At 69.9% G+C, this 22,955-nt stretch carries 30 protein-coding genes; 19 read left to right on the top strand and 11 right to left on the bottom strand.

The genetic code is table 11. The features are described 5' to 3' along the window. Nucleotides 1-327, top strand: coding sequence for a DUF1048 domain-containing protein (locus ACIBG7_RS13445; protein WP_357923651.1), 327 nt, complete (start codon nt 1-3; stop codon nt 325-327). 141 nt (nt 328-468) lie between these two features. On the opposite strand, the gene ACIBG7_RS13440 is transcribed toward ACIBG7_RS13445, so the two are convergent. After that, complete coding sequence (locus ACIBG7_RS13440; protein WP_397336310.1) at nt 469-837, bottom strand: hypothetical protein; 369 nt, start codon at nt 835-837, stop codon at nt 469-471. A gap of 179 nt (nt 838-1,016) precedes the next feature. On the opposite strand from ACIBG7_RS13440, the gene ACIBG7_RS13435 reads away from it, so the two are divergent. From ACIBG7_RS13435 to ACIBG7_RS13425, 3 genes are read left to right on the top strand one after another with little or no spacing between them, the layout of a single operon-like run. Continuing rightward, nucleotides 1,017-1,595, top strand: a complete 579-nt coding sequence (locus ACIBG7_RS13435) for a hypothetical protein (RefSeq protein ID WP_397336309.1) — start codon at nt 1,017-1,019, stop codon at nt 1,593-1,595. A gap of 23 nt (nt 1,596-1,618) precedes the next feature. Further along, a complete protein-coding gene (locus ACIBG7_RS13430; RefSeq protein ID WP_397336308.1) occupies nt 1,619-2,188 on the top strand; it encodes a TetR/AcrR family transcriptional regulator in 570 nt (189 codons plus the stop codon). After that, nucleotides 2,178-2,804, top strand: a complete 627-nt coding sequence (locus ACIBG7_RS13425) for a hypothetical protein (protein WP_397336307.1) — start codon at nt 2,178-2,180, stop codon at nt 2,802-2,804. Before ACIBG7_RS13430 ends, ACIBG7_RS13425 begins: the two co-directional genes overlap by 11 nt. Here the strand turns inward: ACIBG7_RS13425 and ACIBG7_RS13420 are convergent. The 3 genes from ACIBG7_RS13420 to ACIBG7_RS13410 all read right to left on the bottom strand — a co-directional run bounded on the left by ACIBG7_RS13420 (nt 2,767) and on the right by ACIBG7_RS13410 (nt 5,356). Then, a complete protein-coding gene (locus tag ACIBG7_RS13420) occupies nt 2,767-3,384 on the bottom strand; it encodes a DJ-1/PfpI family protein (protein WP_357923660.1) in 618 nt (205 codons plus the stop codon). The two genes, ACIBG7_RS13425 and ACIBG7_RS13420, sit on opposite strands and share 38 nt — an antisense overlap. Nucleotides 3,385-3,389: 5 nt before the next feature. Continuing rightward, on the bottom strand, nt 3,390-4,346 hold the full coding sequence (locus ACIBG7_RS13415) for a GlxA family transcriptional regulator (protein WP_357923662.1): 957 nt from the start codon (nt 4,344-4,346) through the stop codon (nt 3,390-3,392). 68 nt (nt 4,347-4,414) lie between these two features. Then, nucleotides 4,415-5,356 carry a zinc-binding alcohol dehydrogenase family protein gene (locus tag ACIBG7_RS13410; protein WP_397336306.1) on the bottom strand — a complete coding sequence of 314 codons (942 nt, stop codon included), beginning with the start codon at nt 5,354-5,356 and terminating at the stop codon, nt 4,415-4,417. Between the two features lie 96 nt (nt 5,357-5,452). Here ACIBG7_RS13410 and ACIBG7_RS13405 point away from each other — a divergent pair, with 96 nt between their 5' ends. The 3 genes from ACIBG7_RS13405 to ACIBG7_RS13395 are packed head-to-tail and all read left to right on the top strand — an operon-like array spanning nt 5,453 to nt 8,503. Further along, nucleotides 5,453-6,319 (top strand): LysR family transcriptional regulator, encoded by an 867-nt coding sequence (locus tag ACIBG7_RS13405; protein WP_397336305.1) that lies wholly within the window; start codon nt 5,453-5,455, stop codon nt 6,317-6,319. Nucleotides 6,320-6,379: 60 nt separating this feature from the next. Further along, nucleotides 6,380-7,885 (top strand): MFS transporter, encoded by a 1,506-nt coding sequence (locus tag ACIBG7_RS13400; RefSeq protein WP_397336303.1) that lies wholly within the window; start codon nt 6,380-6,382, stop codon nt 7,883-7,885. A gap of 36 nt (nt 7,886-7,921) precedes the next feature. After that, the gene (locus tag ACIBG7_RS13395; protein WP_397336302.1) at nt 7,922-8,503 is read left to right on the top strand and encodes a TetR/AcrR family transcriptional regulator; all 582 of its coding nucleotides are present in this window, start codon (nt 7,922-7,924) and stop codon (nt 8,501-8,503) included. Between the two features lie 29 nt (nt 8,504-8,532). On the opposite strand, the gene ACIBG7_RS13390 is transcribed toward ACIBG7_RS13395, so the two are convergent. Then, complete coding sequence (locus ACIBG7_RS13390) at nt 8,533-8,829, bottom strand: hypothetical protein (RefSeq protein ID WP_357923671.1); 297 nt, start codon at nt 8,827-8,829, stop codon at nt 8,533-8,535. 457 nt (nt 8,830-9,286) lie between these two features. Between ACIBG7_RS13390 and ACIBG7_RS13385 the strand changes: the two genes are divergently transcribed. The 5 genes from ACIBG7_RS13385 (at nt 9,287) to ACIBG7_RS13365 (ending at nt 12,514) form a co-directional block, all read left to right on the top strand. Beyond that, nucleotides 9,287-9,673, top strand: a complete 387-nt coding sequence (locus ACIBG7_RS13385; protein WP_397336301.1) for a YciI family protein — start codon at nt 9,287-9,289, stop codon at nt 9,671-9,673. A 318-nt stretch (nt 9,674-9,991) separates the two neighbouring features. After that, on the top strand, nt 9,992-10,540 hold the full coding sequence (locus ACIBG7_RS13380; protein WP_397336300.1) for a TetR/AcrR family transcriptional regulator: 549 nt from the start codon (nt 9,992-9,994) through the stop codon (nt 10,538-10,540). Continuing rightward, nucleotides 10,537-10,878: an SMR family transporter gene (locus ACIBG7_RS13375; protein WP_357923677.1), complete on the top strand. Its 342-nt coding sequence runs from the start codon at nt 10,537-10,539 to the stop codon at nt 10,876-10,878. Before ACIBG7_RS13380 ends, ACIBG7_RS13375 begins: the two co-directional genes overlap by 4 nt. Next, complete coding sequence (locus ACIBG7_RS13370) at nt 10,875-11,201, top strand: DMT family transporter (RefSeq protein WP_397336299.1); 327 nt, start codon at nt 10,875-10,877, stop codon at nt 11,199-11,201. Before ACIBG7_RS13375 ends, ACIBG7_RS13370 begins: the two co-directional genes overlap by 4 nt. Nucleotides 11,202-11,248: 47 nt before the next feature. Next, nucleotides 11,249-12,514 carry a serine hydrolase domain-containing protein gene (locus ACIBG7_RS13365; protein ID WP_397336298.1) on the top strand — a complete coding sequence of 422 codons (1,266 nt, stop codon included), beginning with the start codon at nt 11,249-11,251 and terminating at the stop codon, nt 12,512-12,514. Nucleotides 12,515-12,599: 85 nt separating this feature from the next. Here the strand turns inward: ACIBG7_RS13365 and ACIBG7_RS13360 are convergent, their stop codons facing one another. Next, the gene (locus ACIBG7_RS13360) at nt 12,600-13,445 is read right to left on the bottom strand and encodes a serine hydrolase domain-containing protein (RefSeq protein WP_397336297.1); all 846 of its coding nucleotides are present in this window, start codon (nt 13,443-13,445) and stop codon (nt 12,600-12,602) included. Nucleotides 13,446-13,552: 107 nt separating this feature from the next. Between ACIBG7_RS13360 and ACIBG7_RS13355 the strand changes: the two genes are divergently transcribed. Continuing rightward, nucleotides 13,553-14,590 (top strand): RNA polymerase subunit sigma-70, encoded by a 1,038-nt coding sequence (locus ACIBG7_RS13355; protein ID WP_397336296.1) that lies wholly within the window; start codon nt 13,553-13,555, stop codon nt 14,588-14,590. A 30-nt stretch (nt 14,591-14,620) separates the two neighbouring features. Here ACIBG7_RS13355 and ACIBG7_RS13350 read toward each other — a convergent pair whose 3' ends face one another. The 3 genes from ACIBG7_RS13350 to ACIBG7_RS13340 form a co-directional block, all read right to left on the bottom strand. Beyond that, on the bottom strand, nt 14,621-15,205 hold the full coding sequence (locus ACIBG7_RS13350) for a dihydrofolate reductase family protein (RefSeq protein WP_357923687.1): 585 nt from the start codon (nt 15,203-15,205) through the stop codon (nt 14,621-14,623). Nucleotides 15,206-15,405: 200 nt separating this feature from the next. Beyond that, nucleotides 15,406-15,762: a TfoX/Sxy family protein gene (locus tag ACIBG7_RS13345; protein ID WP_397336295.1), complete on the bottom strand. Its 357-nt coding sequence runs from the start codon at nt 15,760-15,762 to the stop codon at nt 15,406-15,408. Further along, complete coding sequence (locus tag ACIBG7_RS13340; protein WP_397336294.1) at nt 15,755-16,405, bottom strand: winged helix-turn-helix transcriptional regulator; 651 nt, start codon at nt 16,403-16,405, stop codon at nt 15,755-15,757. The genes ACIBG7_RS13345 and ACIBG7_RS13340 overlap by 8 nt, the downstream gene beginning before the upstream one ends. Nucleotides 16,406-16,491: 86 nt before the next feature. Between ACIBG7_RS13340 and ACIBG7_RS13335 the strand changes: the two genes are divergently transcribed. The 3 genes from ACIBG7_RS13335 (at nt 16,492) to ACIBG7_RS13325 (ending at nt 18,150) form a co-directional block, all read left to right on the top strand. Beyond that, the gene (locus tag ACIBG7_RS13335) at nt 16,492-16,872 is read left to right on the top strand and encodes a nuclear transport factor 2 family protein (protein ID WP_397336293.1); all 381 of its coding nucleotides are present in this window, start codon (nt 16,492-16,494) and stop codon (nt 16,870-16,872) included. 115 nt (nt 16,873-16,987) lie between these two features. Further along, nucleotides 16,988-17,587, top strand: coding sequence for a TetR/AcrR family transcriptional regulator (locus ACIBG7_RS13330; protein WP_397336292.1), 600 nt, complete (start codon nt 16,988-16,990; stop codon nt 17,585-17,587). After that, nucleotides 17,587-18,150, top strand: coding sequence for a carboxymuconolactone decarboxylase family protein (locus tag ACIBG7_RS13325; protein ID WP_397336291.1), 564 nt, complete (start codon nt 17,587-17,589; stop codon nt 18,148-18,150). The genes ACIBG7_RS13330 and ACIBG7_RS13325 overlap by 1 nt, the downstream gene beginning before the upstream one ends. A 23-nt stretch (nt 18,151-18,173) precedes the next feature. Here ACIBG7_RS13325 and ACIBG7_RS13320 read toward each other — a convergent pair whose 3' ends face one another. Next, a complete protein-coding gene (locus ACIBG7_RS13320; protein ID WP_397336290.1) occupies nt 18,174-18,593 on the bottom strand; it encodes a DUF1761 domain-containing protein in 420 nt (139 codons plus the stop codon). 50 nt (nt 18,594-18,643) lie between these two features. On the opposite strand from ACIBG7_RS13320, the gene ACIBG7_RS13315 reads away from it, so the two are divergent. Further along, on the top strand, nt 18,644-19,333 hold the full coding sequence (locus ACIBG7_RS13315) for a winged helix-turn-helix transcriptional regulator (RefSeq protein ID WP_397336289.1): 690 nt from the start codon (nt 18,644-18,646) through the stop codon (nt 19,331-19,333). Between the two features lie 566 nt (nt 19,334-19,899). Here the strand turns inward: ACIBG7_RS13315 and ACIBG7_RS13310 are convergent. After that, a complete protein-coding gene (locus ACIBG7_RS13310) occupies nt 19,900-20,916 on the bottom strand; it encodes a recombinase family protein (RefSeq protein ID WP_397336288.1) in 1,017 nt (338 codons plus the stop codon). A gap of 107 nt (nt 20,917-21,023) precedes the next feature. On the opposite strand from ACIBG7_RS13310, the gene ACIBG7_RS13305 reads away from it, so the two are divergent. Beyond that, nucleotides 21,024-21,692 carry a GAP family protein gene (locus tag ACIBG7_RS13305; protein WP_397336287.1) on the top strand — a complete coding sequence of 223 codons (669 nt, stop codon included), beginning with the start codon at nt 21,024-21,026 and terminating at the stop codon, nt 21,690-21,692. Then, entirely contained in the window at nt 21,679-22,953 is a 1,275-nt protein-coding gene (locus ACIBG7_RS13300; RefSeq protein WP_397336286.1) for a DUF1254 domain-containing protein, read from the top strand. The genes ACIBG7_RS13305 and ACIBG7_RS13300 overlap by 14 nt, the downstream gene beginning before the upstream one ends. The last annotated feature ends 2 nt before the right edge of the window (nt 22,954-22,955 follow it).

Below are 22,955 nucleotides of genomic sequence, written 5' to 3'. Positions count from 1 at the left end.
GTGGGCATCCGAGACATCATCGAAGGCAAGAAGCAGTGGCGGGCGCACCAGGCACGGGTCAAGGCGCTCCCGCCGGACTACCGGATCGTCTACGAGGAGATCCAGCGCTACTACTTCAAGGTCGGACCGACCGACCTGATCGACGGGTCCCTGCTGCCGGGGCTGCTCGACTTCTTCGAGGAGGGGGCCGCGGCGGGCACGGGTGTCCTGACCCTCATCGGCGAGGACGTCGCCGCCTTCGCCGACGACCTGATCAAGGACACCCCCACCTTCGCCGACCTCTACCAGGAGTCCGTCGCTGCCAAGCACGGGACGCCCGAGCACTGACCCCACCGACGACGGTGCGGGCGCCGTCCTGGCCGCCGCCCCAGGCCAGGACCGGCGGGCGATGGGTTCAAGGGGACGCGATCCTGCGCCTGCCGCCCACCGAAACGGTCGCCGCCGCTGTGACCCTCGTCCAGCGCGACGCTAGAGCGCCTCACCCAGCAGCCGCCGCAGCTCCTCCCCCTCGACGACGGCCGACGCCTCCGCCCGCCCGCCGAACCGAAGCCGCGTGAGCACCCAAAGCTCGGCGCGGCCGAGGTCCGCCTGCGTCCCCTCCGCCAGCTCAGGAGGCAGGTCGTCCGGCTCGGTGGCGCGGTAGGCGACGAAAAGGTCGGGCACCGTCAACCCCCGCCCGTCCGGCCCGAACCGCTCAGCAAGATCCTCAGCCAGCTCCCCCCGCGCCCGCCCGGACAGCACGTGCGCCGACAGCGCGTAACCCAGGAACTCACCGATGACCCTACCGGGATCGTCGGTGACACGGATGATCGGCCCGTCACGCCAGATGGCACGCATGACCGGACAGACTAGATCCGAAACAGCGACAGTCAACTTGGGCAGGATCTCCATACTCCTGCCGGTTGGTCCTGCAGCTGCCGCACCTTTAGCCGGGCTCAGGCTGAGGGCGGCGCAGGTGCCCGAGGCGAAGCCGTACACCGCGGTGAGTGTTGAAAGGGGCCAACGAGGGGATCGGCGTGCGAGAGATTCGGGGCGAGCTGGTTCTGCGGCCGGATGCCCGCAAGGGGTGGGTCTTGCTGGGGGCGGCGTCGCTGGCGGCCGTTGCCATCGTCGGGGCGATTCTGATCGGTGATGCCCCGACGGTGTTCGCGCCGATCGTGGGCGCCGCCTTCGTGCTCCCGATCCTGCTGGGAGCCGGTGCCCTGGTCCGGGCCCGGATCATCCTGACCACGGATGAGATCGTGCTGCGGGGGATCTTCTCCGAGCAGCGCCGCCCTCGGGGACGTGCCGCGCAGGTGGTGCGCGTGACCCTCCTCGCGCCGCGGGGGTCGCCCGGCGAGACCCTGTTCGTACTCGACGCGGACGGCGAGCCGGTGCTCAGGGTGCCCGGCGGCGGCTACGCACGCGAGGACATCGACCGGCTGGTGACCGCGCTGGGGGTGCCGTGCAGCGGGCCCGATCACGCCGTCAACGCCAACGAGCTGGCCAAGACGCACCCGGGGCTGGTGTCGCGGGTCGAGCGGCATCCGTATCGGATCGCGTTCGCCGTCCTGGCGGTCGTCGTCATCGTGATCGCGGCGTCGATCATGGGTTGACCGGTGGGGTGTACCATCGGTACATGCCGTTGCCACGTTTCTACCGTCTGCCCGCCGACCGGCGGGAGTCGATCCTGCGCGTCGCCAGGGAACACTTCGCCCGGGACGGCGCCGACCGGGCCTCCTACAACAAGATCATCGCCGAGCTCGGGATCTCCAAAACCTCGGCCTACCAGTACTTCGACGGCAAGGACGACCTGTTCGCCGGGGTGATCGAGGACGTGCACGCGCGGATGTCTCAGGCGCTCGGGGCCTGGGCGGACGCCGGCTCGGCCGAGCAGTTCTGGGAGCGGTTGCGGGCGGCGTCCGACCGGCTGGCCGCGCACGGGCTGGCCCATCCCGAGGACCTGGCGCTGCTGGATGCGAGCACGGCGCAAGACCCGGCGCCGTGGCTGACGCCCGTGCTCGACAACGGGCGGGCACTCGGCGTGATCAGGTCCGACGTGGATCGGGAGCTCATGCTCGCCGCCACGGCCGCCGTCCTGCGCGCCGCCGATGTCTGGGCGGCCGAACGGCTTCGCGAGGGCCGAGCCGTACCGGATGTGATCTGGAGCCTGGTACGAGGAATGTGGAGCAAGCCCGATGAGAGCTGAGATCGACTGGAACATCCCGGCCACGCCGCCGGGGTGGAGGGGTGCGTTTGAGCGGTTCATGGGCCCGGGCAAGAGCCGGGCGGAGCTGCGGATGGAGGTCGCCGGCTCGCTGGCGTGCATGGCGCTGCTCGGCTGGCACCTGCTCGTGGCGCCGGTCCAGGGTGGCTGGCCGCAATGGCTGGTCACGGTGGTCATCGGCCTCGACCTCGTGGGCGGCGTGATGACCAACGCGACCAACGCGGCCAAGAGGTGGTACCACCACAAGCCCGCCCGCGCCCGGATCGGGTTCGTCGCCGCGCACCTCGTCTACCTGGCGGCGATGGCGTTCGTGGTGCTGGACGCGGCGTGGGGGTGGTTCCTGGCCAATTCCGCGCTGCTGCTGGCGGGCGCCCTGCTCATCGAGAGCGTCAGGCTGGAGGCCAAGCGGCCCGCGGCCATGGCCGCCTACATGGCCACGGTGCTGGTCAACCTGACGGTCCTGCCGGTGCCGGAGGCCCTCGACTGGTTCACCGTCCTCTTCTTCCTCAAGCTCCTGGTGTGTTACCTGGTGCCGGAAGCGCCCATGCGCTCGGCGCCGGTCACTGGACCGGGATCAGCCGCAACGCCTCCTCCTTGAGCCCGCCCAGCGTCTTCATGTCGTACGGCGGAGCCGGGTCGTACTCGATGGCGAGCTGAACCGTCTGCGCCACCCGCTCCCCGGCCTCCCTGGCCAGCAACATCAACGCCATGTCGATCCCCGACGACACCCCGGCCGCGGTGACGATCTTCCCGTCGAAGACGACCCGCTCCTCGACCGCCGTGCTGCCGAGGCCGTCCAGGTGCCGCACCCACCCCCAGTGCGAGGTGGCCCGCTTCCCGGCCAACACCCCCGCCGCGGCCAGCACGAACGAGCCCGAACACACCGAGGTGGTCCAGGTGGAGGTCTCGTGCGCCCGCGCGATCCAGCCGGTGAGCGCCTGGTCGTTCATCGCCCCCGTCGTGCCGGGCCCGCCGGGCACGATGATCACATCGGGGCTGGGCACCTCGTCGAAGCCGGCGGTGGCCAGCAGGGTGAGCGTGCCCTGGTCGTCGGTGACGGGCCCCGGCTGCCCGGCGACGAAGGTGACCGTCCAGCCGGGCGCGAAGGCGAGCGCGGTGTACGGCCCGACCGCGTCCAGCGCGGTGAACTGCGGATACAGAGCGATGGCGACATGCATCGTGGTCAGCCTTTCCTGGAGTGGAACCGGCGGCGGTAGTCGCCGGGGGAGACCCGCCAGTGCCGGCGGAAGACTCGGTACAGCGTCTCCGGCACGCCGAGGCCGGTGAGGCGGGCGACCGTGTGCAGCGGGTGGTCGGTCGCCTCCAGCAGCCGCCGGGCGGCCTCGGCGCGCGAACGCTCCACGTACCGGCCCGGCGACAGGCCGCTCTGCTCGGTGAAGACGCGGGAGAAGTGCCGCTCGCTCATTCCCGAGCGGGCGGCGAGCGCGGGCACGCTCAGGTCGTCGGCCGGGTGCGCGTCGATGTAGGCGAGCAGGTCGCGGAGCGGCTCACGGGTCGGGGCGGCGATCTCCATGGGGCTGCTGAACTGGCTCTGGCCGCCCGGCCGGTGCAGGTACACGATCAGGCCGCGGGCCACGTCGCGCGCCAGATCGTGGCCGTGGTCCTCGGCGACCAGCGCGAGGGCGAGGTCGATGCCGGCGGTGACCCCGGCCGAGGTCCAGACCTGGCCGTCCTTGATGTAGATCGGGTCCGGGTCGACGGCCACCGCCGGGTACTCGGCGGCCAGGCGCCGGGCGGCCAGCCAGTGCGTGGTGGCCCGGCGGCCGTCGAGGAGCCCGGCGTGAGCGAGCAGGACCGCGCCGCTGCACACCGACGCGACCCGCCGCGCGCTGCTTGCCAGCCGGGCGAGGCCGCCGATCAGCGTGTCGTCGTGCCGGGTCCGCCAGACCTGGAGCCCGCCGGCCACGAGCAGGACGTCGATCTCGCCGCTCACCTCGCCGATCGCCCGCTGGGCCTGCACCGTAACGCCGCCCTGCGCGGTGACCGGCCCGGCGGCGGGGGCGACGATCTCCACCTCGTAGGCGCCCGGCTGGATCAGCCCGGCGGTGGAGAACACGTCCGCCGGTCCGGCCAGGTCGAGGAGCTGGAAGCCCTCGTGGATGACGATGACGACGCGCATGCCTTTCATGCTGGTCGATCGGCGGGATGGCGTCTATGACACGTCTATTGCAGATTGCGCCATCGCCCTTACGGCATGCGGAGGACGACCTTGCCGGTGGTGCGCCGGGTGATCAGCGCGGTGAGGGCGGTCGCGGCCTGGTCGAGCGGGTACTCGGCCCCCACCAGGGGCCGGAGGCGTCCCGAGGCGGCCAGCTTGAGCAGGTCGTGGAGCGGTTCGGCGGCTCGGCGGCCCGGCAGGCGCAGGTGGGCGCCCAGCCAGTAGCCGCCGACGGTGATGTTGCGCTCGGTGAGGATCGCGGGGTCGAGGGGCGCGGGGTCGATCCCGCCGGAAGTCCCGTAGCTGATCAGGCGTCCGAAGGGGGCCAGCGCCCGGGGGGCCGCGTCGAACACAGGGCCGCCGACGGCGTCGAGGATCACGTCGGCCGGGGCGCCGCCGTTGGCCTCGCGGACGCGCTCGGCGTAGCCGTCGGCCTCGCCCTCGATCGCGGCGTCGGCGCCGAGCCGGAGGACCAGGTCGCGCTTGTCGGGGGTGGAGGCGGTGCCGATGACCCGTCCGGCGCCGAACTCCTTGGCCAGCTGGATCGCCAGGTGGCCGACGCCTCCGGCCGCGGCGTTGACGACGACGGTTTCGCCGGGAAGGATCCGCGCCGCCGTACGCAGCAGATGCCAGGCGGTCAGCCCCTGGACCAGGAGGGCGAGCGCGGCGCCCGCGGGCAGGTCTTCGGGAATCTCGACCGGGTTGGTCGCCAGCGCCTTCGTGGCGTAGCCGCTGTTGGCGAAGGCGAGCACGCGGCGACCGTCCGGGTCGCGGCCGACGACCTCGCTGCCCGGGACGAACGGAAGTGCGGGCGGCTGGTAGGCGCCGCGCAGGCGTTCGGCGTCGGCGAAGTTGAGACCGGCGGCCTCCACGTCGAGGAGGGTCTGGCCGGGGCCCGGCACCGGGTCGGGCAGGTCGGCGGGGGTCAGGACATCGGGCTCGCCCAGGCGTTCGGCCACCATTGCTCTCATGCCGTCAACGCTAGAAGCCGCACGATCGCGCAGGTAGCGGGCAGGGTTGGTGGTTGAGGCGGAATGTATGAAGATCTTTCATACGTTGTCGCCCTCGTGGATGACCTGAGTGTGGCCGAGCTGCGCGTGCTGGTGGCAGTGGACGGCGAGGGCAGCGTGTCGGGGGCGGGGGTACGGCTGGGCCTCACCCAGTCGGCGGTCTCGCACGCCCTGCGCGCGGCGGAGAAGAAGATGGGCGCGGTGCTTTTCCAGCGCGGACGCAGTGGTGCCAAGGCCACGCCGGCCGGTTATGCGGCGGTCGGGCACGCGCGGCGCATCCTGAGGCTGATCGAGGTGATGAAGGTCGACACCCGTACGGCCGCGCGGGGCGAGGTCGTGGGGACGATCCGGGTGGCGGCCTTCCGCAGCGCGGCCTTCCACCTGCTGCCCAGGGTGCTGGTGCGGTTCGGGCAGCGGCATCCGAAGGTGACGGTGACCGTGCGGATCGTGCCGGACCTGGGGCGCGGGATCGCGGGCGAGGTGGCGGACGGGCGCGCCGACGTGGGCGTGGTCACGCTGCCGGTGTACGTGGACGGGCTGGTCACCAAGGAGCTGTACGCGGAGCCGTACCTGCTGGCCTATCCAGAAGGGCATCCGGATCCGCGCTCGCTGCCCATGATCGATTGGCACGAGAACTGCGCGGGGGAGACCCGGCGCTGGCTGGCCCGGCAGGAGTGGATCCCGCCCGGCGACATCACCGTCGAGGACGACGGGGTGGTGATGTCGATGGTGGGGCACGGGCTCGGCGCGGCGATCGTGCCCCGGCTGTCCACGGTCGGCGCGCCCGGCAAGGTCGCCACGGCCTCGCTCGGCGACGACGCGCCGCAGCGGCACGTGGGGTACGTGACCACGCCCGAGCTGGCCGGCTCGGCGATCATCCGCGACCTGCTCGGCGAGCTGCGAGCCATGAAGGTCCTGTCTTAGTGATTCTTTGAACGATCGTACTAGTTGTACTATCGTTCAAAAAACACGAGGAGGACTGCCTTGTCTGCTGTGGCCACCCGACGCGAGTGGGCGGGCCTGGGACTGCTGGCGCTGCCGACGGCCCTGCTCGGCCTGGACCTGACCGTGCTGTACCTGGCCTTTCCGAGCATGGCCGAAGCCCTGAACCCGTCGGCCACGCAAACCCTGTGGATCATGGACGCCTACGGGTTCTTCGTCGGCGGGTTCCTCATCACCATGGGCACCCTGGGCGACCGGATCGGACGGCGTCGCCTGCTGGTGATCGGCATGGCCGCCTTCGCCGCGGTCTCGGTGTTCACGGCCTTCGCCCCGAACGTCGAGCTGCTGATCCTGGCCCGGGCACTGCTGGGGGTCGCCGGGGCCACGCTGATGCCCTCGACGTTGTCGCTGATCTCGGCCATGTTCACCGATGTACGGCAGCGCGCGGTCGCGATCGGGATCTGGGCGATGATGTTCGCCCTGGGCATGGCCGCCGGCCCCATCGTCGGCGGCGCCCTGGTCGGCACGTTCTGGTGGGGAGCGGCGTTCCTGCTCGCCGTCCCCGTCGCGGTCGTGGTGCTGGCGGGGGCGCGGGCGCTCCTGCCCGAGTACGCCGATCCTGGCGCGGGCCGGCTCGACCTGGTCAGCGTCGCCCTGTCGCTGGCCGCGATCCTGCCGGTGATCTATGCGATCAAGCACGCCGCAGCGCACGGCGCGGACCTGGGCACCGTACTGCTCGCCGCGCTCGGCGTGCTGGCCGGAGTGATCTTCGTGCGTCGCCAGCGCGGCCTGGCCTCGCCGCTCCTAGACGTCACGCTGTTCACCAGCCGGGCGTACTCCGTGGCGCTCGCCGTTCTGCTGATCGGGCTGGTCGGGGTGGGCGGATCCATGTACCTGGTCACCCAGTACCTCCAGCTCGTCGAAGGCCTGACGCCGTTCGCGGCGGGACTGTGGATGGGGCCGCCCGCGCTGGCGATGTTCGCCGCGGCGATCGGCGCCCCTCTCGTCGCCCGGCGGGTGCGTCCCGGCCTGGTCATGGCGGGCACGCTCGGCCTCTCGGTGATCGGCTACGCGCTGCTGGCCTCGGCGGGGCCTGGGGACGCGGTGCTGGTGGTGGCCGGGTTCGCGTTCATCTACCTCGGCCTCGGCGCGATCGCCGCCCTCGGCACCGACATGGTCGTCGGCGCCGCCCCGGCCTCGAAGTCCGGCTCGGCCGTCGCCATGTCCGAGACCGTCCAGGAACTCGGCATCGCCGTCGGCGTGGCCGTCCTCGGCAGCCTCACCACCGCCCTCTACACCGCCCGCATGGTCGCCCCCGCGGACGTCGCACCGGAGGTCGCGGCGCGTCTCACCGACAGCCTTCCCGGAGCGCTGTCGCTGGCCGGCCACGTGCCCGGCCAGGTGGTCGAGGACGCGCGGCAGGTGTTCGCCGACGGGGTGAACCTCGCCGCCGCCGTGGCCGGGGCCGCGATCGTCGTGGCGGCCGTGCTCTGCCTGACGGCCCTGCGGCACGTGCGTCCGCTGGGAGACGAAACCGAGCGGCCGTGACGGGCTGGACTACCCTGGACCCCAGGGGAGGGGAGCATGAACGAGGAGAGCGAGCCCGTCGACGGGCGCAAGGCCCGCGGTCACCGGCGACGCGCCGAGATCATCGACGCCACCCTCGCCATCGTCATGCGGGACGGCGCCGCGGGCGTCACCCACCGCACCGTCGCCAAACAGGCCGGCATCACCACCAGCCTGAGCACCTACTACTTCGCCACCCTCGACGACCTGCTGGTCGCGGCCCTGTCCAGCGTCGCCGACGCCTACACCGCGCGTATCCACCAGATCGTCGCCGGTCCCGGGGACAAGCTCCGTGGCCTGGCCGAGCTGATCGCCGAGTCCGGCGGCCCCGGCCGGGCGCGCGCCTTGGCCGAGCGTGAGCTCTCCACCCTGGCCGCTCGCCGCCCGGCGCTGGCACCCGTCGCGCGTCGCTGGCGGGAGAACGTCGCCGAGCTCGCCGCCACCCTCACCGACGACCTCGAGGCCATCGCCGCCCTGGTCGCCGCCTCCGACGGCCTGTGCACCGCGATCCTCATCGACAACGCCCCGGCCGACAGCGACTACGTCCACCGCATCCTGGCCCGCGCCATCCACGCGCCCCAGGACGCGGTCCCCTCCTGAACGGGCCTCGACGGTACGGCACGTCCGAATCAGTGCCAGCCGGTGCACCACGAGGAATTCGACCCCGCGCTCTTGCCGCAGGCCCGGAAGACGAGATTCGGATCTGAACTGGTGTAGTGAGCCGGCGTGTAGTTCCTGGGGTCACCACCGCCGTTGCCCCAATAGGTGAAGGGGCCGCACTGAATCCAGCCGTTCCCCTTCGTGCTGGAAACGTCCATCCAATACTGGTCGCCGTTGTTCCAGGCGCCGGCGAGCCGGGCCCACCCGGCCTGTCTCCCATTGACGTACCCGAAGCGCAGTTCCGCCCTCGCGCGGCTGAAACTCACCGAGGCGACTGTGTAGGTGCCCGTGGCGTTAACCGGATTCGGCCACGAAGAGCAACTTGCGGGATCCGCCGAAGCGGTGCTTGGAAGGGCCAGTTGTGCGGCAAGGAGTCCAACGGTAGCCGTCAGACCGGCAAGAGATTTTCTGAGCATGTCCGTCTTTCTGTGAGGTCGAACCCTGTTGGGCCATGGGATTCTGCGACCAGGTCCAGCCGGCGTACGGCGGTGCCCGGTATTCGACAGCGGTCCCGCGTGTCACGTCGGTCTCCGGACTGGGAGGCTGACGCCGTGAGCCTAGGCGTCCGCCGTTGGTTTTCTGTTGGGTACCGCAGTCGGTGAGATCGGAATCGGAAGCCCCTTGCCGCGGCGGCGGGATTACCGGGTTCGCGCCGTTCCTTGTCGTTGAGGGGACGACGGGTGTCGTGTTCCGTTCTCCGAGACCCGTGCAAGATTGGCCGGCATGGAGTTCTTCTGTTACCACCGTGACCGGCCCGGTTCTGCTGCTCTGCGCGAGAAGCTCACCGAGGAGCACTGGTCCTACATGGACCGCTACACAGCCGAGTTGATCGCCCGTGGGCCGACCCTCGACGGCGACACGGCCACCGGCAGCGTGCACATCGTCGATTTGCCCGATCCGGCAGCGGCGCGGGCGTTCGCGTTCGACGAGCCCAACCAGCAGGCCGGCGTCTATCGGGACGTCATGGTGCGCCGCTGGCGCAACGTGCTGGGTCGCACCATTGGGACTTCCCCGGAGGGCGTGATGGCGGTGACCACTACTTGGTTCTCGGCCTGGCTGAGGGAGAGGCCGCCGACCTCGTCCCGCCGGCCGGCCGGCGGGACGACCTGATCGCTTACGGGCCGCTGCTGTCCGACGACGGCACTGTCTGGCTGGGCACCGCCGCCTTGATCCAGGCCCCGGATCCGGGTACGGCCCGCACGATCCTGACTCCTGAGCTGTATGCCGATATCGAGGTCCACGACTGGACGTTCGGCGGACGGCGATGAACGTCTTGCCGAAGGTGGCGACGGTCAGGACGCCGCGAGATGGCGGGCGCCGCCTTCCACGGTGAGCGCGGCACCCACCCGTGCCGCGCGGGGCGCTCCCCCCGCTCGGGGGTCGAAGGCGATCATTGTTACTTTACCTTCCGGAAGGTAAAGTAAAAGTGTGACGACGAACGCGAAGGAACGCATCCTCGACGGTGCCCTCGATCTGCTCCGGGCCGAGGGCGGGGGAGCGGTCACCCTGGATGCCACCGCGAAGCAGGTGGGGCTGACCAAGCCCGGGCTGATGTACCACTTTCCGACGAAAAATGCCCTCATGCTCGGCGTCGTCGACCACGTCGGCGCGCGGTGGGAACGCCTCCTGCTCGCCCACCTGGGACAGCCGAAGGAGACCGCGTCCCCGCGGCAGCGGATCCAGGCCTACGTCGAGGTCGCGCTGTCCGAGCGGTTCGACCGCGCGGACTTCGCGGTGTTCTCCGACGCGCTCTACCGAGAGGCCCTCACCGAGACCTGGGTGCGCCGCTTCGAGTCCTGGGTGACCGTACCCACCACGCTGCCACCGGCGGTGCGGGCCCGGCTCACGTCGGCCCGCCTGCTGGCCGACGGCTACTGGATGGCCGATGCGACCGGTGTCTTCCCGGTCCCCGAGCAAGACCGGCACCAGGTGCTCGAGGTCGCCAGGCACCTCCTGAGAGACGAGGATCCCGCATGAAGAAATGGTGGTTGTTGTCCGCCGCGATCCTGCTAGAGGTAGCCGCCACACTGTCGTTACGCGCGGCCCTCGACAACCCGGTCTGGTTCGGCATCGTGGCGGCCGGGTACGCCGGGGCGTTCGTCACGATCGCGTTCGTGCTGCGCCTGGGCATGGGCGTCGGCGTGGCGTACGGCATCTGGGCGGCATCCGGCGTCGCGCTCACCGCGATCCTCTCCTCCATCCTGTACGGCGACGCGCTGTCCACGATGACCGGCGTGGGAATCGCCCTGGTCATCGGCGGGGTGCTGTGCGTCGAGCTCGGCTCCCGCGCCCATCCACGACTGGAGGGCACGTGAGCTGGCTGTTCCTGTCCGCCGCGATCGTCTCCGAAGTCGGCGGCACCCTGGCGTTGCGCATGGTGTCGCACGGCCGTGGCCGTACGCCCTGGGTCATCACCCTGATCGTCGCCTACCTCGCGGCGTTCGGGTTCCTCACGCTCACCCTCGCCGACGGGATGGCGCTCGGTGTCGCGTACGGCATCTGGGCGGCGTCCGGCGTAGCGCTCACCGCACTGGCCTCTCGCGTCCTGTTCGGTGAACCGCTCACCAAGGTCATGGTCCTCGGCGTCGCGCTGATCGCCGCGGGCGTCCTGCTCATCGAACTCGGTGCCGCGCACTGATCGACATCAGCAGCTCATAGGCGCCGGCCAAGAGAATGGAGATCCGCATGACAGCCCATCAGGACCACGTCCCGACCAGCGGTGACGACCTCGAGCACGGCGTGGAGGAAGGCTGGGGAAAGGTCGCCGACGCCTTCCGCGCCAACTTCGACGACCCCGGCGAGGTCGGCGCGGCCTGCAGCGTCTACGCCGGCGGCCGCCTGGTCGCCAACCTGTGGGGCGGGCTCGCCGACCGCGAGACGAACCGGCCGTGGAGCGACAGCACCATCGTCCAGGTCGCCTCGGCGACGAAGGGCGCCACCGCGATCTGCGCCCACCTGCTGGCCCAGCGAGGCGAGCTGGACCTGGACGCCCCGGTGACCCGGTACTGGCCGGAGTTCGGCGCCAACGGCAAGGAAGACGTCAAGGTGCGCTGGCTGCTGTCGCACCAGGCCGGTCTCCCGCTCGTCGACGGGCCGCTGACGTTCGAGCAGGCGTGCGCGTGGCACCCGGTCATCCGCGCGCTCGAGGCGCAGAAGCCGTTGTGGAGGCCGGGCACCGAGCACATCTACCACGCCGTCACCTACGGCTTCCTGGTCGGGGAACTCGTCCGCCGGATCAGCGGCAGGTCGCTGGGCACGTTCTTCGCCGAGGAGGTGGCCGCCCCGCTCGGGCTGAGCGCCTGGATCGGGCTGCCCGAGGAACACGAGGAACGCGTGGCCCGGCTGCACTACGCCGACGCCTTCAGCGTGGAGGAGTTCCTCGCCGGGCTGATCAAGGCGACCGGGCTCGACGCGGACACCGTCACCGCCTGGGTCCAGTCCATGTGGACCCCGGGCTCGATCCAGATGCGCGCCGGCGAGCTCGGCGGCGCCCTGGACAACACCTCCGGGGACTACATGCTGACGCGCGCCTGGCGGGCCTCGGAGTTCCCGGCCGCGAACATGATCGCGGACGCGCACTCGCTGGCCCGGATGTACGCCGCCACCGTCAGCGACGTCGACGGGTTCCGGCTGCTGGATCCGGCCACGGTCGAGCGGATGTCCGTCGTCCAGACCGACAAGACCAGGATGTACGGCTTGCCGCCAGGTCTGGACCTTCCGGCCGACCGCTCCTTCTACCTGTCGCTGGGGTTCTGGCGAGCGTCTCCCATGGCGTCGATGCTCGGGCCGGGATCGTTCGGCCACCCGGGGGCCGGCGGATCGATCGCCCTCGGCGACCCCGACGCCGGTGTTGGCTTCTGCTACGTCACGAACCTGTGGAACTTCCGCCCCGACGACCCACGCGCGTCGAACCTGGTCAAGGCCGTCCGTACCTGCCTCGACCGAGGGTGAGACAAGCCGCCCTTCGTCTGAGGCGAGCAGGCAGGCCGGGACACCTCCCGGACGGACCTGGCCCCGATTCCACTGGCAACAGGCGTCAGCGCCTTCCCTGCCAGGAGTAGAAAGCGCCGTGCAGGTGCTCGAAATGGTGATCGACGTGGTCCTCTGACCACTCCACGTCCTCGAAGATTCGGGCTGGATCGCCCTGAGAGCTCCAGGCGTAACCGTAGGGGCGATCCCAAGGCCCGCCCTGCTGGAAGACGACCACCCCGCGCTCGCGGCGGATCTCCTCGAACTCCATCTCACCGACGGTCCGGGGGCCGAGCCGGTCACCGTCCTGCATGGTGCGAGCGAACGCCTCCATCCCTGCGACCGAACGGACGAACTGCTCGTCGCCGGTGCCTCGGAAAGCCACGATCGCCAGCATCATGACGCCGGCGATCGTGAGGACACCGAAGAACGCCAACACTTGCGAACATCGACTGCCAAGCGGCATCGCGGCCTCCAGCGGATCGTCGTGGCGAAGGTCTTGGTTGTTGCCGCAGTTGAAGATCCCGCTGGTGTGGTTGAGTAATTGCCTGATGGTGATCTCGCGGCCGTCGTCGCCGTTGCCGCAGACCCGGTCGGGCAGCCACTTGTCCACCTTGTCGTCGAGGTCCAGCTCGCCCTCGGCCCCCAACTGCAGCGCCACCGTGCTGGTGAACGCCTTGGCGGCGCTGCCGATGCGGATCTGTTCGTGCGGGCGTTGCTTGCGGCCGGTCGTGGTGTCGGCCACGCCTGCTCTGCCGTACCACCGCTTCTTGCCGTCACGGACCTCGGCGACCATGCCCGGCACGCCGTGTCCGGCCATTACCAAGCCCACCGCCAGCAGCCGCCGCGCGTTCGAGCCATACGTCCCAGCATGGGGATCCCCTTCCGGGATGAACGGGACGACCCCGTTCATAGTGTTCCAAGGTCGGGGAAAAGCTATGGGCCGGTGGCTTCACCGATCAGAAATCCTTCGCCACGTCGTCAGTTCTGCTGGCCGTACCGGTGAAAGGATTGATGACCATGACCGACAGCAGACCGCTGGGCGCCGACGAGGCCACGTTCCTCGCGGCGGTTCGTTCGGGCGACCCGGCGCGGTTCGCGCTCGTCACCGAGCGCCACCGGCGTGAGCTGCAGGTGCACTGCTACCGGATGCTCGCGAATTACGAGGACGCCCAGGATCTGACGCAGGAGACGTTCCTGCGGGCGTGGAACAAGCGGGAGTCGTTCAAGGGCCACGCGACCCTGCGGACCTGGCTGTACCGGATCGCGACGAACGCCTGCCTCGACTTCCTGGAGAAGCGCAACGACCGCACCCCCGTGCCAACCGGACTACCCGGTCTGGGCTCCGAGGTGCTGTACCTGCAGCCCTTCCCCGACCGGATGCTGCCCGAGGATCCGCAGGAGTCGGTGGTGGCGCGGGAGACGATCGAGCTGGCGTTCATCGTCGCCGTCCAGCACCTGCCGCCGCGACAGCGGGCGGTGCTCATCCTGCGCGACGTGCTCGGCTGGCCGGCGTCGAAGACCGCCGACGTCCTCGAGCTGACCGTCGCCTCGGTGACCAGCGCGTTGCAGCGGGCGCGGGTGACGATGCGCGAGCAACTGCCGGGCCGCCGCCTCGACTGGCGGAGCCCAGCCACCCACGAGCTGTCGGACGACGAGCGCAGTGTGGTGAAGGCGTACATCGACGCCCATGAGCGTAACGACCTGGACGGGCTGATGGCCCTGCTCCGCGACGACCTGCGCTTCGCCATGCTGCCCGAGCCCGGCACATCGGTCAGCACGGCGAAGGATGCGGTCGACGGCTGGGTCTCCGGCGGGCTGTTCCAGCGCGGCTACGACGACTGGCGTTGCCTCACCACGACGGTCAACCTCATGCCTGCCGCCGTGCTGTACCGCCGCATCCCCGGGGACGTGCAGTACCGGCTGTTCAACATCGCGGTCCTGCACATCGTCGACGGGAAGATCGCCGAGCTGACCGGGTTCGACGCCACCGGCAAGCCATGGCTGGGCCTGCCGGCGACCCTGCCGTCCGACGTCGACGACGTCACCGCGGAATGAGCAGCCTGCCCCACCGTCCGCCGACGAAGATCATCGCCTCGTCTCGTAGCGGGTCATCATCACCCCGCCGGGGAACGTCCGCGTCTCCACCAGCTTCAGGTTCACCCAGTTGTCCAGGGCGGCGAAGTACGGCGTGCCGCCGCCCACCAGGACCGGCTGGGTGACCAGCACGTACTCGTCGACCAGCCCGGCCCGCATGGCCGCGCCGGCGAGCGTCGCGCCGCCGATGTCGATCGGGCCGCCGTCCTCGGCCTTGAGCCGGGCGATCTCGGCGACCGCGTCGCCGGTCACCAGACGGGCGTTCCAGTCGACCTTGTCGATCGTCGAGGAGAACACCACCTTCGGCATGTCCCGCCAGCGACGCGAGTACTCCATCTCGGCCGGGGTGGCGCCGGGCCGCTGGTCGGCGGTGGGCCAGCTCGCGCTCATCACCTCCCACAGTTTGCGCCCGTACAGCGCCAGGCTGGTCGCGCCCACCCGGTCGGACCACCACTGGAACAGCTCGTCGCTCGACGACGAGTCCGGTCCGTCCCCTCCGCTCCAGCCGAGGTCGTCGCCGCGCGCGGCGGTGTAGCCGTCCAGGGTGACGTTCATGGCGAAGATCAGTTTCCGCATCGTGTTCAGCCTCCTGTGAGTCGGTCTCGTACGTACCGACGGTGACGGCGCGGGAAGCTAATCGGTGCGCGATCCGCGGGCGGCCGGTTCAGGGTGCTGCCGTCCCGGCCGGGGACGTCGGTTGCTCGGCGCGACCCACGTTCCGGTTTGTCGCTGTGAACCCCGGCGGTGGAGTGCCGGCAGCACCCTGGCGTGCCCCGTCAGCTTGATCGTCGCAGGGAGTCCACGTACCGGTAGGCGTCGTGCGCGGCCTTCCGCCACAGCGCGAGGGTCTCGGTGTCGCTCTGCTGGGCTGGGACCGCGACCCATTCCCGCATGGTCCGCTTGCCCATGGTCACCGGGTTGGCTGTTCCCTCGTCGAGGAGCCGGCGAGCTTGATCGTGGGGGAGCTTCACGATGAGCTCGCCGTCGTGGCCGAGGAAGGCGAAGATCTTGCCCCCGGTGCGGAGCCCCGGACTGCGGAACATCGTCGCCAGGGCAACGTCCGGGTCGTCGGCGTAGTCCTCGGCGAGCCTGTTCAGGAGGTCCCGATACAGAAGATCTCGATCGTCAGCCACTGGCGAACCCCGCTTCCGGTAGAAGGCGCTGGAGCGCCGCCGAGGAGCCGTCGACGACGAGCCCCTGGGTCTGGGCTGTCGGCAGTGTCATCAACCCCGTGAAGAGCGCGACCAGCACCTGCGGCGGCGCGGTGACGGTGGCGTCGGCCTGCCGCGCCGTAGAACAGGGGAGCACCTGGATCTGGCCGTGGTCGGCGATGATGTCGCAGCCGTCGTGCAGGTCGCCGAGGCGCACGGTGACGGCGGGTTGGTCGGGTGAGCCGTCCCGGCACAGGTGGCGCAGGGGCAGCGTGAACCAGTGCATGCGAAACGCGTCGCCGTCCGGTGGTTCCAGCATCAGCGGCGCGCCCCAGCGGGTCAGTTCGCGGACGACCCCGCTGAGCTCCTGGCCCCGGTCGGTGAGCCGGATGAGCGTCGCGGCGATCGGTGGCGGCTCGTCCTGGCGGGTGATCACTCCGTTCGCCTCCATCTCGCGCAGGCGTTCGGCGAGCAGGTTGCTGGCGACGCCTGGAAGGCCGCGTCGCAGGTCGGAGAACCGGCAGGGGCCCTGAGTCAGCAGCTCGCGGACGATCAGCAACGTCCATCGGTCGCCAACCAGGTCCAAGGCCCGGGCCATCGAGCAGTACTGGTTGTACGAACGCATACCCAACAGCGTAGCAGCATGGTTGAGATTCTCATCTAGCTGGTTTAGTTTCTCTACCAATCGTTTCGCTCATCGGAGGATATGGCATGACTGTCGTCAGCACCGCCGCGCCGGTCCCGCTCCCGGCCTACTATCGGATCCTCACCGGCGGGATCGACGCCTACGGCGAAGGCCGGGACCTTGCGCCCCTCCTGGCCGACGACCTCGACTTCGAGGGCCCCATCGCCGGGCGCGTCACCGGGGCGGCCCGCTTCCTGCAGGGCGTCAAAGGGTTCATCGCCAATGTCGGCACGATCGACCTGATCCAGGAGGTCCACGGGCCCGACGGCAGTGCTGTTCTCTACGACGCCCAGCTTCCCCGTGGCGGCGTCAGGTTCGCCGAGTTCTTCACCTTCGCCGACGGCAAGATCCAACGGCTTCACCTCCACTACGACCCCGCCGACTACCTTGCCAAGGGAGGAGCCTGACCGACCGGCACCACCGGCGCTTCCTGCGGTGCCGGGACAGCTCCTGTGCGGGGTTGTGCGCGCGTGCCGCCACCTCCTATCTTGGAATAGTCGTTCCAAGATAGGAGGTGGCAGCATGCCCGACATCAAGCACTTCGACCCCGAGGCGACGCTGGACCAGGTGGTGACCCTGTTCTGGCAACGCGGGGCCGACACCACCGGCATCGCCGACGTAGTCCAGGCGACCGGGCTCAGCCGCTCCAGCCTGTATGCCACCTTCGGCGGCAAGGCACAGTTGCAGGCCGCCGCGCTGGGCCGCTATCTGGAGCGGCAGTCGCGGCCGGTGTTCCAGGCCCTGGCCGCGGACGAGCGCGGCGTGCCGGCCATCGCCGCGTTCTTCGCGCGGCTGGTGGCGGCGCGGTGTTCGGGTGAGCACGCGCGCTGGGGGTGCCTGGTCACCAATACGCACGCCTCGGCGAGCGGCGGTCTGCCGGAGATCCGGGAGATTCTGGACCGCCACCACGATGCGCTGCGGGCGTCGATGCTCGCCGTACTGCAGGCCGCGCGGGCGCTCGGCCAACTCCGGGACGGTTTGGATCTGGAGGCGGCCGCCGAAGCCCTGACCCTGCAGGCCTACGCGGTCAACCTGCGCTCACGAGCCGGCGGGGAGGCGGACGATCTGCTGGCCGGCGTGCGCGCCGTACTCGATGGTTTCACCACCACCCAGGAGAGATGATGAGCGGTTTTCGCACCTACGACGAGAGCGACGCCCCCGAGGCGGCCCGTCCCATGCTGGAGGCGGCCAAGAAGCGGATGGGGTTCGTGACCACGCTGAACGGGGTCATGGCCGAGTCGCCGGAACTGCTGGCCGGCTACAACGCGCTGGCCGAGCAGTTCGGGAAGTCGTCGCTGCCGGCGGCGGCCAAGCAGGTGGTCCTGATCACCGCGAGCGTGGCCAACGGCTGCGAGTACTGCGTGGCCGCGCACTCCACGCTCGCGCTGCGCGCCCGGGTGCCGGTCGCGGTGGTCGAGGACCTGCGCGCGGACCGGCCGCTGGACGACCCTGCGCTGGAGGCGGTTCGCCGCCTCACGCACGCGATGGTGGCCCAGCGTGGCTGGGTGACCGAGGCCGAGATCGAGGAATTCCTGGCCGCCGGTCCCACCCGCCGTCACGTGCTGGACATCGTGCTCGGCGTCGGCATGAAGACCCTGTCCAACTACACCAACCACATCGCCTGCACCCCGCTCGATCCGGCCTGGGCCGACCAGGCGTGGACGGGCGCGCCGGTCAGGGGCTGACTCCTTCCAATCAGCCTGTACGGCTACCGCACCAACCCGATGGCCAGGGCCATGCCCAGGAACGACGTCAGCTGATAGGCGCTGTTGATCACGGTGAGCTGGGCCGGCTTCTGCTCGAAGGCGTTGTGCTGCGCCAGCGTCGTCAGCGACAACCCGAGCCAGGCGGCGAATCCCACGGCCAGATCGAGCCAGAGCGGGGCGCCGCCGTACGAAACCGACACGACGGAGCACGCGGCGGCGAGCACCAGCGCGGTGAGGAGAATCGACGCCAGGAGGACAGCGAACGGGCGCTTGCCGGCCCGCATCGAGTCCTCCTCGGTGACCCCGGTCAGCTTCCGCCAGACGCTGCCGAAGAGCCCCCAGTCGCTGTACCACACCCAGGCGATCGCCGTCCCGACCACGATCGCGGCCACGACGGCCACCCAGCTGATGCTCATCTCCATGCGGGCCCCTCTGCTCGACATCTCCCGGACGGTTGATATAATCAACCACGATGGAGAACATCAAGCAAGACTCGAAAAAGCCTCGCTCCTACGGGCAGTTCTGCGCCCTGGCGCGTGCCCTGGACATCGTGGGCGAGCGCTGGACCCTCCTGATCGTCCGCGAACTGCTCCCCGGGCCGATGCGCTACACCGAGCTCAAAGCCTCCCTCGCGGGGATCGCGACCAACCTCCTGGCCGAGCGGCTGCGGGCCCTGGAGTCCAACGGCATCATCGAACGCCGCCTGCAGGAGACGAGCGTCGTCTACGCGCTCACGCCCTGGGGTGCAGGGCTTCGCGAGCCGATGGAGGCCCTCGGCAGATGGGGCGCGCCGCTCCTAGAGACAGGACGCGACGGCGACTCGTTCCAGCCGCGCTGGCTGACGCTTGCTCTGCCCGGCCTGCTCCGGGGCATCACCGCGACCCCTCCGGTGGAGCTCGGCATCGAAACGGACGGGTTGCTCATGATCCTGCGTATCGACGAGCACGGCCCCAGTGCCTTCGTCCGGCCCGATCAGCAGCCGGACACGGTCTTCGCCGCCGCACCGGAGGTCGTCATCGGGCTCGCCGCCGGTGCGCTCACGGTCGAACAGGCGCTGTCCGCGGGGGACGTCCGGGGCGACAGGCAGGTCCTCGAGAAGGTGTTCCCTCCGGAGCGCAAGACCACTGAGGTCGCGTCTACACCGTCACCGATGGGTGGCTGACCGCACTCGTGATTCGCGCGCCCCGATGGGCGCCGGCTCGTTCTCACGCCAGCATGTGACACAGGATTCAAGTTGTCTGTCACACTCACCATCGCCTGATCGCGTCCGCCCGGCTCGGCATCATCCGCCCTGCATTCTCCGCCCACGTCGTCTCCGAGGGGGCGCCATCGAGTACGTGCGCTGGGCCAACCGTCTGGTTGCCGGCCCGCCGGGAGTGCGGAGCAGTCTCTTGCGCGAGCGCCACGTGCTCAAGGTCGTTCTCATTGCTTATGGCCGTACCGCTGTTCCTCAACCCGGGATTGGAGCCGCTGACCGGCGCGGCCAACGTCGATCGGCGAAGGCCTTCTTCGCCACCAGCGTGGCGGTGACGGGGGTCGAAGTACAGCGGAACGAAAACGTACGCTAAGCCCGTTCGCGCAGGTCAGCTGTAACGGCTGAGTACGGGGGTCAGGAGAGGCTTGGCGTACGTTCCCGTTCGATCACACAGATCCGGACACGTGCGATCGGACCGAGGCTGTGACTCCGGGGGCGCCGGGGCGCGGTGCCGTTGTGATGGGGCCGCGAGGTCACTGGGCGGGGCGAAGGTCGGCGAGGTCGGCGTGGGCTGCCTCGATTGCCTCGGGGTAGGACTGAGCTTTGTCGTGTTGGGCCAGGGCTCGGTAGATGCTGGCCAGGCCGGGGTTGCGGCCCTTGCGCTTGCCGGTCGGGATGATCAGGTCGGGGCGGATGGCTTCGACGGACTCGCCGGCGGCGCGGCGGCGCAGCACGGTGTGCAGCATGTCGTCGGTGATGACGGGTGGCCGGCCGCCGTGCTTGCCTTTGCGGGCGGCGGCGTCCAGGCCTTCCAGGGTGGCTTCGCGGATGTTCTCGTGTTCGGTTTCGGCCATGGCGGCGAAGAAGCCGAAGAGCATGCGGCCAGGGCCGCTGGGGTCGTAGATGCCGGGGAGCGGGCTGGCGAGCATCTCCAGGATCAGGCCGTGGGCGGTCAGGTGGTCGGCCAGGGCGGTGAGTTCGGCGGCGTCGCGGCCGAGGCGTTTCATCTCGTACCCGGTGAAAATGACGCGGCAGTGCGGGGCGTGGGCTTTGATCTGGCGGGCGGTTTGCAGTGCGGCTTCGAACTGTGGGCGGACCCGGACGCGGGTGCTGATCTTCTCGGAGAAGAGCTTGTCGCGGGGAATGCCATGCGCGGCCAGGGCGTCGAGTTGTGACTGCAGTTTCTGGGTGAGGTGGGAGCAGCGGGCGTAGCCGATGCGGATGTCGGCGCCGGGGGTGCCGGTATCAGGCGCGGCCGGTGGCGGGGTTCCGGGTCGCCAGGGCTGGCCGGGGCCGCGATCGGCTGAGGTGGGCACACGCAGCAGCTTGGCGAGCCGGGCGACCTTCTTGAAGCGGCCGGTGTGGTAGATCCCGGCGACGGCGCCTGAGCGGGACCCGGCAGGGTGAGCCGGGCTGGGCGAGCCGACGGCCTGGTGTCTCGCGGCGGCCGTTTTCGATCTTCCTGCCGGAAAGGATTCGTTTGAGAACTTGGCCATCGCCGAGCGGCGGGAAGCCGCAGAGCCAGTCCTAGGCGGCGATCGTCCGCACATCCGTCATGACGGGACACCTTTCCGGCGCGAAAGCCCCGTCTCGGCACAGTCAAGCCTTTGCTGGCAGAGGGGATGATCGTGGATATAGAGGCGGGTAGCAAGATCGCATGAACGTCACCGGGGAGTTGCTGCCGCTGGCGTTGGGTGTTGCGATCAGCCCGGTGCCGATTATCGCGGTCATTCTCATGCTGCTGGCGCCTCGCGCGGGCGGAACCAGCACCGGGTTCCTGATCGGCTGGGTGGCCGGCGTCGTGATCGCCACCGTCCTGTTCGCGATGCTGGCAGAGGCCGTAGGGCTGGAGTCGGGTGGGCAGCCGTCTGCCGTGGTGTCCTGGATCAAGCTGCTGCTCGGTGTGGTCATGCTGCTGTTGGCGATCAAGCAGTGGAAGGCCAGGCCCAAGGAGGGCCAGGCGCCCAAGCTGCCCGCCTGGATGGCGGCGATCGACAAGATGACCCCGGGCAGGAGCGAATCGATCGGTTTTCTGCTGTCGGCGGTGAACCCGAAGAACCTGGCCATGTGCGTGGCCGCCGGGGTGGCCATCGCCCAGGGCGGCTCCTATGTGCTGCCGCTGGTGGTCTTCACGGTGATCGCCGTCAGCACGGTCGCCGTCCCGGTGATCGCTTACGCGGTGGCCGCCGAGCGGATGCGCGGGCCGCTCAACTCCCTGCGCCACTGGCTGGAGCACAACAACGCGACCGCATTGTCGTCCTGCTGCTCGTGCTGGGCGTGGTGCTGGTCGGCAAGGGTCCTGGAGGACTGTGATGGAGCTGCGTGAACTGGCCGCCGACGCCTACGTCTACGGTTTCCCGCTCGTGTTCGACGTCGGGCAGATCGACCGATTCGTCCGCGAGGGTGTGGGTGACCTGCCCGGCGCGCCGTTCAACACCTTCGCGCACGGCAAGCACCTGGCCACGCCGAAGGACGAGTTCGTCAGCGTCAACAACGACACCCTCTACTCCATCGCCCAGCTCGACCTTTCCAGCGGCCCGGTACGGCTACGCGTGCCCGACACCGGCGAGTGCTACTACGTACTGCAGTTCGTGGACGCATGGAGCAACAACTTCGCCTACGTCGGCAAGCGCGCCACAGGCACCCGCGCCGGCGAGTACCTGATCGTGCCACCCGGCTGGAGCGGACAGGCCGACGTGCCGGTGATCCATGCACCGACCGCGGTGGCCACCATCGTCGGCCGCATCGCCTGCGACGGCCCCGACGACCTGCCCAACGTCTTCGCCCTGCAGAGCGGCTTCACCCTCGACGGCCAGCCAGGCAACGGTATCCCCGACGTGAAGGCTCCGCAGGACCTGCTATTTCTGGAACGCCTGCGCCGGTGGATGGCCGCTTTCCCGCCCGCCCCCGCTGACCAGGACTACGCCGCCAGGTTCGCGCCGCTCGGGCTTCTGGACGGCCGGCCGTACACCAGCGCGGACCCGGAGATCCTCGCCGGGCTCGCCGACGGGCGCGAACGGATCGAGCAGACCATGAAGGCCGGCCACCAGGCCCCGGTCAACGGCTGGGACGTCAACCCGCACGCCTTCGACTACAACCTGGACTTCTTCGAGCTCGGCACCCTGGACGAGGCGGCTTGGCGCCTCCCCGACCGGGAGCAGTCCTACCTGGTGCGCGCCGTCAGCGCCCGGGCGGCGTTGTGGGGCAACCATGGTTACGAGGCCGTCTACCCCACCGTGCGCGTCGACTCCGACGGCCGGCAGCTCAATGGTGCCCACTCCTACACGCTGCGCTTTGAGGAGCTGCCGCCGGTGGGCGCGTTCTGGTCGATCACCATGTACGCGGCGCCCGACTACTACCTGGTGGACAACCCGATCGGCCGCTACTCCATCGGCGACCGCACCCCAGGCATCCAGCACGCCGGCGACGGATCGCTGACCATCGTCATGAGCCACGAGGAGCCCGCCGACACCGCCAACTGGCTGCCTGCCCCCGCGGGCGACTTCCGGCCCATGATGCGGCTCTACATGCCGGGCCAGGCCGTTCTGGACGGCAGCTACCGGCTGCCACCGGTGGTTCGTGAGTGAAA

Origin of the sequence: Nonomuraea sp. NPDC050328, assembly GCF_044459405.1 — a bacterium.
Classification (GTDB): domain Bacteria; phylum Actinomycetota; class Actinomycetes; order Streptosporangiales; family Streptosporangiaceae; genus Nonomuraea.
Note: the sequence above shows the minus strand (reverse complement) of the source record. Positions and strands in the feature narration are given on the sequence as shown.

Coding starts and splice junctions, on each gene's coding strand:
- ACIBG7_RS13340 (WP_397336294.1), bottom strand. CDS start 16,405: ATGCGTTCGTACAACCAGTACTGCTCGATGGCCCGGGCCTTGGACCTG.
- ACIBG7_RS13430 (WP_397336308.1), top strand. CDS start 1,619: ATGCCGTTGCCACGTTTCTACCGTCTGCCCGCCGACCGGCGGGAGTCG.
- ACIBG7_RS13320 (WP_397336290.1), bottom strand. CDS start 18,593: ATGGAGATGAGCATCAGCTGGGTGGCCGTCGTGGCCGCGATCGTGGTC.
- ACIBG7_RS13440 (WP_397336310.1), bottom strand. CDS start 837: ATGCGTGCCATCTGGCGTGACGGGCCGATCATCCGTGTCACCGACGAT.
- ACIBG7_RS13325 (WP_397336291.1), top strand. CDS start 17,587: ATGAGCGGTTTTCGCACCTACGACGAGAGCGACGCCCCCGAGGCGGCC.
- ACIBG7_RS13420 (WP_357923660.1), bottom strand. CDS start 3,384: ATGCATGTCGCCATCGCTCTGTATCCGCAGTTCACCGCGCTGGACGCG.
- ACIBG7_RS13410 (WP_397336306.1), bottom strand. CDS start 5,356: ATGAGAGCAATGGTGGCCGAACGCCTGGGCGAGCCCGATGTCCTGACC.
- ACIBG7_RS13375 (WP_357923677.1), top strand. CDS start 10,537: ATGAAGAAATGGTGGTTGTTGTCCGCCGCGATCCTGCTAGAGGTAGCC.
- ACIBG7_RS13305 (WP_397336287.1), top strand. CDS start 21,024: ATGAACGTCACCGGGGAGTTGCTGCCGCTGGCGTTGGGTGTTGCGATC.
- ACIBG7_RS13425 (WP_397336307.1), top strand. CDS start 2,178: ATGAGAGCTGAGATCGACTGGAACATCCCGGCCACGCCGCCGGGGTGG.
- ACIBG7_RS13330 (WP_397336292.1), top strand. CDS start 16,988: ATGCCCGACATCAAGCACTTCGACCCCGAGGCGACGCTGGACCAGGTG.
- ACIBG7_RS13365 (WP_397336298.1), top strand. CDS start 11,249: ATGACAGCCCATCAGGACCACGTCCCGACCAGCGGTGACGACCTCGAG.
- ACIBG7_RS13310 (WP_397336288.1), bottom strand. CDS start 20,916: ATGTGCGGACGATCGCCGCCTAGGACTGGCTCTGCGGCTTCCCGCCGC.
- ACIBG7_RS13395 (WP_397336302.1), top strand. CDS start 7,922: ATGAACGAGGAGAGCGAGCCCGTCGACGGGCGCAAGGCCCGCGGTCAC.
- ACIBG7_RS13300 (WP_397336286.1), top strand. CDS start 21,679: ATGGAGCTGCGTGAACTGGCCGCCGACGCCTACGTCTACGGTTTCCCG.
- ACIBG7_RS13385 (WP_397336301.1), top strand. CDS start 9,287: ATGGAGTTCTTCTGTTACCACCGTGACCGGCCCGGTTCTGCTGCTCTG.
- ACIBG7_RS13355 (WP_397336296.1), top strand. CDS start 13,553: ATGACCGACAGCAGACCGCTGGGCGCCGACGAGGCCACGTTCCTCGCG.
- ACIBG7_RS13350 (WP_357923687.1), bottom strand. CDS start 15,205: ATGCGGAAACTGATCTTCGCCATGAACGTCACCCTGGACGGCTACACC.
- ACIBG7_RS13415 (WP_357923662.1), bottom strand. CDS start 4,346: ATGCGCGTCGTCATCGTCATCCACGAGGGCTTCCAGCTCCTCGACCTG.
- ACIBG7_RS13360 (WP_397336297.1), bottom strand. CDS start 13,445: ATGAACGGGGTCGTCCCGTTCATCCCGGAAGGGGATCCCCATGCTGGG.
- ACIBG7_RS13335 (WP_397336293.1), top strand. CDS start 16,492: ATGACTGTCGTCAGCACCGCCGCGCCGGTCCCGCTCCCGGCCTACTAT.
- ACIBG7_RS13315 (WP_397336289.1), top strand. CDS start 18,644: ATGGAGAACATCAAGCAAGACTCGAAAAAGCCTCGCTCCTACGGGCAG.